The 11,907-nt window shown below is 48.4% G+C and carries 16 protein-coding genes; 10 read left to right on the top strand and 6 right to left on the bottom strand.

All coding sequences use genetic code 11. The annotated features are described in order from the left end of the window. Positions 1 to 274 precede the first annotated feature (274 nt). Positions 275 to 514, bottom strand: a complete 240-nt coding sequence (locus QOR82_RS07795; RefSeq protein WP_204785587.1) for a cytochrome b5 domain-containing protein — start codon at positions 512 to 514, stop codon at positions 275 to 277. A gap of 73 nt (positions 515 to 587) precedes the next feature. Continuing rightward, positions 588 to 746 carry a hypothetical protein gene (locus tag QOR82_RS07790; RefSeq protein ID WP_283584211.1) on the bottom strand — a complete coding sequence of 53 codons (159 nt, stop codon included), beginning with the start codon at positions 744 to 746 and terminating at the stop codon, positions 588 to 590. A 14-nt stretch (positions 747 to 760) separates the two neighbouring features. Between QOR82_RS07790 and QOR82_RS07785 the strand changes: the two genes are divergently transcribed. The 7 genes from QOR82_RS07785 to QOR82_RS07755 all read left to right on the top strand — a co-directional run bounded on the left by QOR82_RS07785 (position 761) and on the right by QOR82_RS07755 (position 5,675). Further along, positions 761 to 889: a hypothetical protein gene (locus QOR82_RS07785; RefSeq protein ID WP_283584210.1), complete on the top strand. Its 129-nt coding sequence runs from the start codon at positions 761 to 763 to the stop codon at positions 887 to 889. An 18-nt stretch (positions 890 to 907) separates the two neighbouring features. Then, positions 908 to 1,237, top strand: a complete 330-nt coding sequence (locus QOR82_RS07780; RefSeq protein WP_283584209.1) for a hypothetical protein — start codon at positions 908 to 910, stop codon at positions 1,235 to 1,237. After that, a complete protein-coding gene (locus QOR82_RS07775; protein ID WP_283584208.1) occupies positions 1,234 to 2,070 on the top strand; it encodes a hypothetical protein in 837 nt (278 codons plus the stop codon). The genes QOR82_RS07780 and QOR82_RS07775 overlap by 4 nt, the downstream gene beginning before the upstream one ends. A gap of 274 nt (positions 2,071 to 2,344) precedes the next feature. Next, positions 2,345 to 3,823 (top strand): hypothetical protein, encoded by a 1,479-nt coding sequence (locus QOR82_RS07770; RefSeq protein ID WP_283584207.1) that lies wholly within the window; start codon positions 2,345 to 2,347, stop codon positions 3,821 to 3,823. Positions 3,824 to 3,828: 5 nt separating this feature from the next. Continuing rightward, positions 3,829 to 4,815, top strand: a complete 987-nt coding sequence (locus QOR82_RS07765) for a VapE domain-containing protein (protein WP_283584206.1) — start codon at positions 3,829 to 3,831, stop codon at positions 4,813 to 4,815. A gap of 28 nt (positions 4,816 to 4,843) precedes the next feature. Further along, positions 4,844 to 5,185, top strand: coding sequence for a hypothetical protein (locus QOR82_RS07760; protein ID WP_283584205.1), 342 nt, complete (start codon positions 4,844 to 4,846; stop codon positions 5,183 to 5,185). A 271-nt stretch (positions 5,186 to 5,456) separates the two neighbouring features. Continuing rightward, on the top strand, positions 5,457 to 5,675 hold the full coding sequence (locus QOR82_RS07755; protein ID WP_283584204.1) for a hypothetical protein: 219 nt from the start codon (positions 5,457 to 5,459) through the stop codon (positions 5,673 to 5,675). Between the two features lie 68 nt (positions 5,676 to 5,743). Here QOR82_RS07755 and QOR82_RS07750 read toward each other — a convergent pair whose 3' ends face one another. From QOR82_RS07750 to QOR82_RS07735, 4 genes are read right to left on the bottom strand one after another with little or no spacing between them, the layout of a single operon-like run. Continuing rightward, entirely contained in the window at positions 5,744 to 6,766 is a 1,023-nt protein-coding gene (locus QOR82_RS07750) for an L-threonylcarbamoyladenylate synthase (protein ID WP_283584203.1), read from the bottom strand. Positions 6,767 to 6,771: 5 nt separating this feature from the next. Beyond that, entirely contained in the window at positions 6,772 to 7,635 is an 864-nt protein-coding gene (gene prmC, locus QOR82_RS07745; RefSeq protein ID WP_283584202.1) for a peptide chain release factor N(5)-glutamine methyltransferase, read from the bottom strand. Continuing rightward, the gene (gene prfA, locus QOR82_RS07740) at positions 7,628 to 8,710 is read right to left on the bottom strand and encodes a peptide chain release factor 1 (protein WP_283584212.1); all 1,083 of its coding nucleotides are present in this window, start codon (positions 8,708 to 8,710) and stop codon (positions 7,628 to 7,630) included. The genes prmC and prfA overlap by 8 nt, the downstream gene beginning before the upstream one ends. A gap of 8 nt (positions 8,711 to 8,718) precedes the next feature. Then, the gene (locus QOR82_RS07735; RefSeq protein ID WP_283584201.1) at positions 8,719 to 9,306 is read right to left on the bottom strand and encodes a thymidine kinase; all 588 of its coding nucleotides are present in this window, start codon (positions 9,304 to 9,306) and stop codon (positions 8,719 to 8,721) included. 154 nt (positions 9,307 to 9,460) lie between these two features. On the opposite strand from QOR82_RS07735, the gene QOR82_RS07730 reads away from it, so the two are divergent. Genes QOR82_RS07730 through QOR82_RS07720 form a run of 3 tightly spaced genes read left to right on the top strand, consistent with a single transcriptional unit; the run spans position 9,461 to position 11,826 of the window. After that, complete coding sequence (locus QOR82_RS07730) at positions 9,461 to 10,798, top strand: Mur ligase family protein (RefSeq protein WP_283584200.1); 1,338 nt, start codon at positions 9,461 to 9,463, stop codon at positions 10,796 to 10,798. Further along, complete coding sequence (locus tag QOR82_RS07725) at positions 10,798 to 11,505, top strand: type 1 glutamine amidotransferase (RefSeq protein WP_283584199.1); 708 nt, start codon at positions 10,798 to 10,800, stop codon at positions 11,503 to 11,505. The genes QOR82_RS07730 and QOR82_RS07725 overlap by 1 nt, the downstream gene beginning before the upstream one ends. Positions 11,506 to 11,517: 12 nt before the next feature. After that, positions 11,518 to 11,826: a hypothetical protein gene (locus QOR82_RS07720; RefSeq protein WP_283584198.1), complete on the top strand. Its 309-nt coding sequence runs from the start codon at positions 11,518 to 11,520 to the stop codon at positions 11,824 to 11,826. Positions 11,827 to 11,907: the final 81 nt, after the last annotated feature.

Raw genomic sequence — 11,907 nt, 5'->3', positions numbered from 1 at the left:
ATGATACCTGATGTCACGCCGAATGGCGTTTTTTATTTGCCACCAACTGGGTGGCTAACTTCATTCTATAATCCACCTAATAAAATATTATTCTTCTTTTCTAAATTAATAACAAAAAACACTCCAATTATTAACTAATCAAGGTGCCCATTGTGGAGTGAAATGATTCCGCTCCTGCATTTAATAACATTATTATAACAAAAACGCCCAAAGAACATTTTTAACCTAAAAAAGAGCTTGGCTACCAAAATCACCAGGCTCCTTCTATATGCATTTATTCATCATCGGTCAGCTTACCAACTACCGGCAACCCTGACAGAACACTATCCTTATGTGGCGACTTATTCCACAGCACGTCAGTCAAATCCCGCCCAGCGAGGTTGCCATGGTGTTTGCCGCCTTTCCAGGCGTCCTTGCCAGACACATCATAGACGGTCCCATCAACCGCAACGTATGCTGGTTGACCATTTTGACCATCAAATTTAGCTAATTCTGCTTTACTAAACTTTTTCATTTATTAGGATCTCCTTGCATTGTCTGCCTTTATTTTACCGCGATTTATCAGTCGCTTCAAATCCAAGCGGTTGCTAGTCGCGAATGGCACGGATCATTTGAACGGTATAACGGCCGGTAAAGTTACCCGCCGTTACCTTGTAACCATCAACCTGCGTTTTAACCTCATTAGTTTCCATCTCGACAACTGGCGTCGTTATCTTGGTAAGCTCAACTGGCCCCTTCGCTTGCAAGGAGGATATCTACTATGAACAATGAAGATTATGAAGAAGAACTCAACAATTGCCCCGGTTATCCCTATTGCTTAGGTGATTGGGGCCCCGATGGAGAAGACGAAATAGACCACGGGCTCGACCCGGATGCACCGATGGACTAAATAAGGAGTGTGTGAATCATGACTGATGAGAAGTTTAGCTATAAGAATTGTCTAATTTATTTAATTCAATTTGACCTCGAAGAAGCTAAGGCAAACTTACGATTTGCCAAGCAAAACCGCAAGCTGGTCAAAGAGCGCTTAACCGAAGTAATGCCCAACTTGTCCTACTACGAGCGGTACCGCGACATTAATGATGAACTTCCTTGTGAAGAGTACATCTACAATCACGCCAAGAGCGAAGCTGATGACCTCGTACGAGCCAAGCTCAACCTTGACCGCGAGATTGTTTACGACAAAGCTCAAATCAAGAAGTTTAAGACTATTCTGAAAGCCCGTGATGCACAATGACATCCTCTTATGAAGACAACGTCTTAAAGATTTCCGGTGGTTTTCAATATCATCATTGCCGTATCATCCGCTCCTTTGTTTCCGTCCCGGAGCTGGTCCCCGGCGGAGTCAATGGACATCCTGTAATGCTTACTATCGACGGTACACCCTACATCACCGACCAGGGTCAGAAGTACGTTAACCCAAATGATTCTTTCAATCCGCTCATTTGTCTCTTTGTGTGGATGGAGGATTATGACCAAGATAATGTTTTGTGTCACTGGATTGTCCGCTTCCGCTTGTGTGATAGTAGCGGCTTCCTTAGAAACCAAGACTACTATAAACAGCTTGACTCACTAGCTCGAGCACTCACTGGTATCCCGGATGGTTTCCAGGATGTCTCGCCTTTCCACTTGGACTATAACGACCCCTTACCAAAAATCTCCGCTATCAGCCGTCGGCTTAACTCCTGCCGCGATTCTTACTTTTCGGCGGCCGACGCTATCCAGCAAACGACCCCGAGCGACCCAATGACCGAAAAGCCCAAAACTTTCCACGCTTGGGCTTTCAAGCGTGAGACGCCAAGTGTCCACTTTCACGATTGGGCCGACAATGAAGACCTCGAGTTCTTGAATTTTGGCGAAACAAAGCCGATAAAAGTCCTCGGTTCGTCATTGATTGACCACTTGCCTTATCTTCATTTCACCGCTTGCCTAACAGATGGATTCTCAAATGCCATCAGCTATCAACTTATCAACTGGTCCATTCGTCGCGGGTATGACCAGCTGGCAAGCCTGTGGGATACCACCAGCAACTGGGGAAGATCGCCATACGTTTCCGGGCCTGATTTTTAGTGTTACTGGCCAACGCCGATTAAGCCAACCGAGCCCTATTTTGAGGATGAAAAGTGGACGCGCACAAATGAAATCCGGGGATACTGGCGGTCACTCCGGGCCGCCGGGGCTGACTTACGGCCGAGTGATGTGTACGCCCCCGTTGTTTTACCGAAAATTAAGGCTACACCAGCAATTGACAATCTGATTGACTTTAGCCGTGTATCAGAAGTCCGTTTAGCTGAAAAGCTGACCGGCAAGAAATTTCAAATGTAAATAAGAAAGGATGAAATCTATGTTACCTTTAAAAGTTAAATTTAACTTGAGCTCTTTTATCATTGCACACAAGGACGGCTCACGTGAGACCTTTGATAGCTCCCTTGCTGACGCCTATGCAAGCCTCAAGGACGGCGATATAGTCGCCTACTCTAACCTTGGTAAACCATATCAAGACACGCCTTTTATGTCTTGGGTCCCCGTCATTATTGATGCCGAGAACTTACACGATGCTCGCCCGGTCATCCGTCAGCTATCTAAAGAGCACGCGTTGGCCGTTGGGCGCTTATCGTCTAAGCAAGTTGTGCTGTCTTTCCCACTCAACCGTAACTTTCCAGTTGCCGGGAGTGACCGTTTGGACTATATGACGGTATACCAAGCGCTACTTTCTTACTATGCGGGTGTGGTAAAGACTACGGCTAAAGATGCTGGGGTTGAACTCAAGGTCCACCGGATGCCGTTCTTAACTACGCCGGCTAGTGAAACTGTCAACCTTGTTCAAGAAGCTTTACGTTTTACAAAAGCAAACGCAAGTCTTAAAGAAGAGCTTGGAAAAGCCAAACACGTCAATGATACTAAGCGTGTTGCCGAGCTTAAAAAAGCACTCAGCACCAGCACCATCCCAACATCTCCAAAGATGAATCCTTTCCAGATGATGGACCGGTTCATGAGCCATGGAGACTATAACCGTACCTTGATAGTTCCGAAGGCCATTCACTACAGCTGTTTAACTCGCTCGTTTGTGTCTAACTTTAATCATAATCTCAACTACGCGAACGCGGTTAATAGTGAAGTTGAACACCTTCTTTTCTCGCTAGTAAAAGCTGTTTACTTGCACTACCAAAAGGACACTAAAGAAGCTGAAAATACTTTACGTGACATGGGAAAAACCGTTGAGCGGATGAACCCTTATGACGGTAGCTGGGATACCTCATTCGAAGAGCTAGTTCAAGATCCATACCAAGTTTACGGACTAAAGCAAGAATGGAGCCTAAAGTTTCACGATAGCAAGACTTGGATTGTGCCAACAGAAACGCTGATGAAAATGATTCGTGCTGATATCTCCGATATCAAGAAGCCAAATATTCGTATGATTACCGTTGGCAAGAAGGATGAAAAAAAGCGTCCAAAGGCAGAGATGGTTTCTAATTACCAGCTGGAAATTGTCAACCCTCGGATTTGTGGCCATTCTTTAGCTTACAACCGCGTCAGCAAGCAAATCGAGTTTTTGCACGCGATTGATACTCAATACGTACACGCTCGCTATGAAAAGCGTGACGATGATGGTACCGTGACCGACGTTGACCGCAACCGGGCTTTTCCTTTAGATGATAAGGTCATTGGACAAATCGAAACGGGCCTTGAGCAAGTCGAAGGTAACGTAATTTCACAACACGGGATGCTTAAAGCTATCACCGCGGTTGCTCAGCAAAACTCTTACGATCCCGTCAGCAGTTACATCGACTCACTCCCCGCTGGGACGGCAAAGAACGCCTGAAGACAATGTTCATCAATTTTTTGGGTGTTCCAGACAATAAAATTATGCGTCATGAATCAGAAATTTTTGGTATTGCCGCTGTTTACTTGGGGTTAAATCCCGGCGGAAAGTTCGACCAGATGTTAGACCTTATCGGTACACAGGGGGTTGGTAAGACCACCTTTTTAATGAAATATTTCAACTCCTTCGGCAAGAAGGGATTAGACTCAACATGGCCGCGGGATAACTTTGATTGGTACCTCCAAGGTATCCGGAGCTTCGACCAAAAGGATGACAATTTAGCGATGGCTGGTATGCTTTGTGTTAATGACGATGAAATGACGGCTTCCAAGAAGAGCGGCGTTGAAACTCTAAAGCAAATCGCGAGTGCTCCCTTCTTTAAGGTACGTAAGCCGTACGACACCCTCCCTACCAAGATTGAAAGAACTTTTATTATGTGCCGTACTAGTAACCTAACTCAAAATCAATACAAGGCCTCACATGGTCAGCGAAAGTTTTTGCCTTTCCTTATCAGCAAAGACCGCCACACTATGGATTGTGCCGGCCCAAATAGCGTCATGACTCCATCTTTCGTTGATCAATGTTGGGCCGAAGCTTACTACAAATACCGCCAGCTCAAAGCCGACGGAAAGCTCATCAGTTTCTTTAGCCTAAGCGAAGAAGAGGAAGACGACCTCAAAGAAGCTCGTGTGTCTCTTCACTATATCAACGACCTCAAGATTGATACTATCGGTTTTGTCAACGAGCGTCTTGCGCGTCAAGGAGGCAAAGGCCCCGTATCCTTTACGACTGGTGAGCTAACCAAGTATCTTACCAAGGATGAACGGGAAAACCTCCCGCTTGCCCGTAAGCTCCAACCTATTCTCACGAATGATTTGGGCTTTAAGAACACCCTGGTAGGCAAGGGCATCACCCGTCGGAGTGGCTACATATCCACGGATGAAACCAAGAAGGATTTGAAGCAGCTCAATGACGACTTAAAGAAAATGTAACCTTGTAATTCTTGAAAGGATGATATCATTGGTATATACCAATGATTCTAATAAAAAAAGCGCTCGCCATTTATGCGAACACTTCCTCCGTGTATCCGTACCTCACTATGAAACGATGGTGAAACTTGCCGGTTCGCCATCATCGCCCTCATTTGACGGGATGCCCGGGCCTACCGGTTTCAAGCAAACCGACGCGGCCATGGAGCGTTTTGCCGAGCAAAAAGAAGCGCTACACGCTACCGACCAAGTAATCGCAGCACTTCCTAAAACGTCTCAAATAGTTCTCCGTGGATTAATTGAAGGACTGCCAGAACACTCCATCGCTTACCGTTGCAGGTATGGCCACAATAAATATTATAGCAAGATTTGACCGCACGCACTTCATCTTTTCTCGCTATACTACCCGCTTGCGCATTTTGACGAGAAGGACACACCAGCATGACCAAAAAAAGCACCTCTCAGAAGGTGATTTTTATTTTGGTATCGATTTTATACATGTGACAAAGTGTGACCTAAATGTGACCTGCTTTTCTTCCTTTGTGGGGCGCAACCTGTGAATATACACAACATCATAGAAAATATGCGTATATTATACATTTTAGATATTCGCCTCAAAAGGCCTCTGCATCGGCCTCAATCGCTTGATCGGCTTACCTTTGGGTCACCCGACCCGTTGCATAATCAATTTCAATATTCCTCTAGACATTCGGCACGCTAACGTCAAGGTCAGTGATATTCATGACTTTCTAATCAACGATGCTCACGTCTCACCACAAATTGTCAGGCAGTACATCAATTTGTCAGCAGCGGAGCTTGAAGACATCCAGGCTCAGATGCTGCAGTTAGCCTTTCAAAGTTGACCAATTGAATAAGTACACAAAAAGCAGGAGCTAGAGAAGATCACTAGCTCCTGCTTTTGCTGTCGATTCTATTTATCCTGGCCAAAGTGGACTCCGCCGGCCGACTTGTTAAGCCGGTTCATGTAGGCTAGACCGAGCCCCTCTGCTGGAAAGGCCTGGCAGACAATCGCTTTGACGTTATGCTGGTCGTCAAATTCACGCAAACCATCGAAGAGCCGGGCACTGGCATCTTGGACGCCAGTCCCCAAGGAAAATTGAATGGCATTCATCGGTAAAACCGTATGCTGCAGAATCTTTTCCTCCGCCATCATCCCGACATCAAACGGCTGTTTTTTAATCCAGGCAACGACCTGCCCCCAGTCGGTACCGGGATCAACTACGTAAACCTGGGCTGCCGGCGCATAGTGCTTGTACTTCATCCCCGGAGCCTTCGGAATCTCGTGTTTGCCGACCTTATGGTGATTAAGGTCGATTGAGTCGATGACATCTTCGATCATCTGCTTAGTAACGGCACCCGGCCGCAAAATAACCGGATGATCACCTGACATATCAAGAACAGTCGATTCTACGCCCACCCGTGTCGGACCGTTATCCAAGATGCCGGCGATCTTGCCAGAAAGATCGTGGTAAACGTGTTGGGCCGTCGTCGGACTCGGCTTGCCGGAAGTATTGGCAGAAGGGCCGACGATTGGCCGCCCTGCTTTCTTAATCAGGTCCAGCGTCGGCTTGCAATCTGGGAAGCGAAAGGCCGCGGTTTTAAGGCCACCCGTCACCGTCTTGGAAAGCGAACCCGGCTTAATCTTGAAGATCATCGTCAGGCTTCCTGGCCAAAAGTGCTTCATCAGCTTGTACGCGTTGTCTGGAATATGCTGAGCATACTTTTCAGCCATTTCAACTGAACAAATATGAACGATCAAGGGATTGTCACTCGGCCGTCCCTTCGCCAGGTAAACCTGCTTGACCGCTTTTTCGTTCGTTGCGTCCGCCCCGAGGCCGTAAACCGTCTCGGTCGGAAAAGCCACCAGCTGACCTTCTTGAATCAGTTTTGCGGCCTGATCAATCTCATTTAAGTGAAAAATTCGTGTATCCACTTTTTCTAGTCTCCTCTTTTTTCCAAACCACCACATATTCTAATCATCCTCATTCGGTCTGCCATGTCATGCTTGGTCGTCACGGACCAGCCCGGTAATAGTTGCTTTGCTAGGTGCTGGATCGATTGTTCCTGGTCATAGCCCGTTTCGCCATAAAGCCTGCCTCCCTCACGCAGGTGGACCGGCAACTGATCAAAGAGACGCCGGTAAAAATCCAACCCATCTGACCCGGCAAATAAAGCTAAAGCAGGTTCGAACTCAACAACAGCCGCATCCATCGCCGGGCGAGCAGTCGTCGCCACGTAAGGCGGATTGGTCACGATTAAATCGAATTTTTGCTCCACCAGCTGGCTAAATAAGTCACTTTGCAACTGGGGCAAGTGCGTGCCTAACCGCTCCTGATTGCGGGCCGCTATCTTCAGTGCCGCGGCGGAAACATCACTGAGGGTCACCTGCCAAGTGGGCCGTTCTAAAGCTAGGGTAATGCCGATCACGCCGCTCCCCGTACCCAGGTCAAGGACTTTCAGGTCCTTTTTGGCAGGTTGCGTCTGCAAAACCCATTCCACCAGTTCCTCAGTTTCACTTTCTGGTACCAACACGTCGCTGTTAACCTGGAAAGTTCGGCCATAAAAAGGTGCCAGGCCCACTACGTACTGTGGCGGCTCGTTGTTCAGCACCCGTCGGATTGCCCGTTGGAACCAGGCCCATTCATCTTCGGGCATTTCATCGCGTTGATGACTCAATAGAGCCGTCAAATCCCAATCATGCTTCATCAACAGCATGAACCGGGGCGCATCTGGATCGACCGGCGTCTCCGTCACTTGCTTCGCGGCCCAACGCAAAGCTGCAAAATAAGTCGGCCTACTCATTCTTCAGGTCTTCGAGCTTCTTCGCTTGATCGGCAACGATCAACGCATCAATGATCTCATCCAATTCACCGCTCATCACCCGGTCGAGCTTGTTGATCGTCAGCCCGATCCGGTGGTCAGTAACCCGGTTTTGCGGGTAATTGTAGGTCCGAATCCGCTCAGAACGATCGCCGGTCCCAATGGCGTTCTTTCGTTCGGCATTGTACTGGTTCTCTTCTTTTTGCTTGTAGTAGTCGTAAACCCGCGCCTTCAAGATCCGCATCGCCTTGGCCCGGTTCTGCTGCTGAGAACGCTCATCCTGCATCGCTACCACAATCCCGGTCGGCAAGTGGGTCATCCGGACAGCGGAACTAGTCTTGTTGACGTGCTGACCACCAGCACCAGAGGACCGGTAGACGTCCACTCGAATGTCCTTTGGATCGATCTTGATATCGACGTCCTCTTCTTCCGGCATCACCCCAACCGTGGCAGTCGACGTGTGCACCCGGCCAGCCGATTCAGTAACCGGTACCCGTTGAACCCGGTGGGCCCCGTTTTCAAACTTGAGCTTGGAGTAAACTTTCTGACCGGAGATCATCAGCACAATTTCCTTAAAACCGCCGACTTCGGTTGGACTCTGGTCAACGACTTCGACCTTCCAGCCCTGGCTTTCTGCATAGTGGAGGTACATATTGTAGAGATCGGCTGCAAAGAGGGATGCTTCGTCCCCGCCAGCAGCACCGCGAATTTCCATAATGATGTTTTTATCATCATTAGGATCCTTAGGGAGGACAAGAACCAAGAGCTCGTCTTCCAACTTCTTTTGTTGCTCTTGTGAATCCGCAATTTCTTGCTTGGTCATCGCCAGCAATTCATCATCATCGATATCTGCCAGCATTGCCTGGTCATCTTCGATCGTCTTCGTGACCTTTTGGTATTCCTTGTATTTTTCGACGGTCTCCCGCAAGCTTCCCTCTTCCTTGGAAAGCTTCATGAAGCGCTGGGTGTCAGCAATCACTTCCGGGTCGGAGATCAGTTCATTCAACTCGTCGTAGCGGTCAACAACCGCTTGCAACTTATCAAAAATCTTTTGCATATCCATTGTTAATCATGCTCCTGTTGCTTTAGTAAGGGGTGGAAATAGTGCTTGCGACAAACCGGATAATAAGACTCATTGCCGCCAATCTGAACCTGCTCACCCTCGTAAACGGGCTTGCCATCGTGGATGCGGAGGTTCATCGTGGCCTTGTGTGGACAGAACCAGCAGATGGTCTTCATTTCCTCGATCTTGTCCGCGTAAATTAAAAGGTACTTTGATCCTTCAAATAACTCATTTCGGAAATCATTTTTCAATCCGAAAGTCATGACCGGAATCCCCAGTTCATCCACAATCCTGGTCAATTGTAAGACGTGCCGTTTGAGCAAAAACTGGGCTTCGTCAATAAGCACGCAATAAATGCGGTGATCCAAACCCTTCACCAGTTGATAAATATCGGTCTCCGGCATCACCGGCGTCACTCGCCGCTTCAGGCCGATGCGACTGGCGATGATCCCGACACCAGATCTGGTATCAACCCCGCTGGTCATAATTTCAACCGGCTTGCCTTGCTCCTCATAATTGTGAGCAACCTTTAAAATATCAATCGACTTGCCAGAATTCATCGCGCCATATTTAAAGAATAACTGTGCCAAGACATCCTGCCCCTTTTATTTGCATAGTAACTTAATTATAGCGGAAAGCTCCGGTGAAGAAAAGCAGCAGCCCCCGCGACTTCACATCACTTTTCTTTTCCTTAATTGCGGGTTAAAATTAAGGCCTGAAATGACGAAACGAAAGGAAATCAATATGACTTTAAGAAGTGTATTCGCTGAAACCGTGGGCCGCAGCAGCTACTGGTTCCTCCACACCTTTATGCACGGGGGCAGTTCGCTGCCGGGCAAGTTAACGCTCAAACTGGATCCGCAAATCCTGAAGGCCTTCAGCAAGAAATACGACCTGGTGATTGTAACTGGGACGAACGGCAAGACCCTGACGACGGCACTGAGCGTGCGCGTGTTGCGGCAAAAGTACCCACAAGTGCTGACTAACCCGACCGGTTCCAACATGGAGCAGGGCATTGTGACGACCTTCATCACCGCTCCACGGCCCCACAAGAAAGGTCTCGCCGTCCTCGAAGTCGACGAAGCCAACGTCGTGCTGGTTTGTCGATACATCACCCCGGTTGCCTTTATCTTCACCAACCTCTTCCGGGACCAGATGGACCGTTACGGCGAAATCTACACCACCTATGAAAAGATCCTCAAGGGGGTTCGCTTAGCACCCAAAGCGACGATCATTGCCAACGGGGATGAACAGCTCTTCAATTCCCGCGACCTGCCCAACCCGGTCATTTACTACGGTTTTGATCACGAACACCACGATGATCTCCGCGCGCCAGCCAACACCGACGGACTGCTCTGCCCCAAGTGCCAGCACATCCTGCACTACCATTTGCGGACCTACTCAAACTTGGGCGACTACTTCTGTCCCCATTGCGGCTTCCACCGGCCAAAATTAACCTACGCCGTCACCAAGATCGTGGATCAGACACCAAATAGCTCAACCTTTGAAATCGACGGGCAAGAGTACCGGATCGCAATCGGTGGTACCTACAATATCTACAACGCTCTCGCCGCTTATGCCCTGGGCCGCTTCCTCGGCGTCAGCCAACAACAAATCAAGCACGCTTTTGAAGCTGACGAGCGGGTCTTCGGTCGCCAGGAGGAATTTCAGCTGGGCAGCAAGACCGTCACCCTGATCCTAGTTAAAAACCCAGTTGGCCTAAACCAGGTGCTCGACATGATTCTCACCGATCAACGGCCGTTTTCCTTCGTCTTCCTGCTCAACGCCAATTACGCTGACGGAATCGACACCAGTTGGATTTGGGACGGCAATTTTGAAAAGCTTAAAACCCACCAAATCCCCCAATTCATGACCGGCGGTGAACGTTATAAGGATATCTCCACCCGCTTAATGATGGCTGGTATCCCTGACATGTGGAAAGAGCCCGACCTCGATAAGGTCATTGCCAAGATTAAACAGTTGCCGACTGACCAGGTATACGTCCTAGCAACCTACACGGCCGTCTTGCAACTACGAAAACAGCTCGCTGAACAAGGAGTTATCAAAGGAGGAATGGACTAATGGCCAAGTATCATTTAACTTTAGCGCACCTCTACGGTGACTTAATGAACACTTACGGCGATATCGGCAACGTCAATGCGCTCCAATACTACGCTCGCCAGATGGATACTGACATTGCCGTTAAAGTCATCAGCATCGAAGACGACTTTGATCCCAACAAATTTGACATTGCCCTTTTTGGCGGCGGTCAAGACTACGAACAAACCGTTGTCTCTAAGGACATTCAAAGCAAAAAAGCCGGTATCCAGGAATTTATCGAAGATGACAAACCCATGCTGGCCATCTGCGGTGGCTATCAGTTGCTGGGCCACTACTACATCAGCGCCGCAGGTGAAAAAATTCCTGGCATCGGTGTGCTGGATCACTACACCCTCAGCCAGGATCACCACCGTTTCATCGGCAACATCACGATTCAAAATGAGGAAACCGGCCAAAAGTATCACGGCTTTGAGAACCACAACGGCCGCACTTTTCTCGGCAAGGGCGAACGGCCATTAGGTATGGTCCTTTCCGGTCATGGTAACAACGGTGATGATAAGACCGAAGGCGCCATTCACAAGTCAACTTTTTGCTCCTACTTCCATGGGCCGATCCTAACCCGCAACGGCGAACTAGCCAAACGATTGCTGATCAAAGCCCTGGAAAATAAGTATCCACAGGCTGATTTGTCCCAGCAGAAGGCATTGACGATCGCCCCAACTTTTTAGGAGACGCGTCATATGGACCTAAGTACTTTGCTGACAACGATCATCACCTTAATCTTTATCATCATCTCATTTCAGGAATTTCGTTTAAACCGCTTTCTCCGTCTTCACCAGCAAGAAATTGCGGCGGCCGATCAAATGCTGCAGTGGCAGCGTCTCCTGCGCATTGAAAGCATCTGGAACCTGGCCACCTGGGTGATCATCATCTTATTATTCATCCTGCCGGACCACTACTTTCTCCTCTTGGCAAGTCTTCTCTTGCTGGCCGAAACCCTCCTCGTCCATCAGATGGACCGGATCAAAAGCAAAATTAATCAGCATTAACAAGCGTGAACTACTCGGCCATGAATGACCGAGCTTCTGGGAACACGAAGTAGTATTTAGGGTATTATACAGGTATTCCTG

It is taken from the genome of Limosilactobacillus difficilis (assembly GCF_947387495.1).
Lineage (GTDB): Bacteria > Bacillota > Bacilli > Lactobacillales > Lactobacillaceae > Limosilactobacillus > Limosilactobacillus difficilis.
This window is presented reverse-complemented; position numbering and strand designations above follow the sequence as displayed.

Coding starts and splice junctions, on each gene's coding strand:
- QOR82_RS07765 (WP_283584206.1), top strand. CDS start 3,829: ATGTTCATCAATTTTTTGGGTGTTCCAGACAATAAAATTATGCGTCAT.
- QOR82_RS07780 (WP_283584209.1), top strand. CDS start 908: ATGACTGATGAGAAGTTTAGCTATAAGAATTGTCTAATTTATTTAATT.
- prfA (WP_283584212.1), bottom strand. CDS start 8,710: ATGCAAAAGATTTTTGATAAGTTGCAAGCGGTTGTTGACCGCTACGAC.
- QOR82_RS07730 (WP_283584200.1), top strand. CDS start 9,461: ATGACTTTAAGAAGTGTATTCGCTGAAACCGTGGGCCGCAGCAGCTAC.
- prmC (WP_283584202.1), bottom strand. CDS start 7,635: ATGAGTAGGCCGACTTATTTTGCAGCTTTGCGTTGGGCCGCGAAGCAA.
- QOR82_RS07725 (WP_283584199.1), top strand. CDS start 10,798: ATGGCCAAGTATCATTTAACTTTAGCGCACCTCTACGGTGACTTAATG.
- QOR82_RS07720 (WP_283584198.1), top strand. CDS start 11,518: ATGGACCTAAGTACTTTGCTGACAACGATCATCACCTTAATCTTTATC.
- QOR82_RS07795 (WP_204785587.1), bottom strand. CDS start 514: ATGAAAAAGTTTAGTAAAGCAGAATTAGCTAAATTTGATGGTCAAAAT.
- QOR82_RS07775 (WP_283584208.1), top strand. CDS start 1,234: ATGACATCCTCTTATGAAGACAACGTCTTAAAGATTTCCGGTGGTTTT.
- QOR82_RS07785 (WP_283584210.1), top strand. CDS start 761: ATGAACAATGAAGATTATGAAGAAGAACTCAACAATTGCCCCGGTTAT.
- QOR82_RS07770 (WP_283584207.1), top strand. CDS start 2,345: ATGTTACCTTTAAAAGTTAAATTTAACTTGAGCTCTTTTATCATTGCA.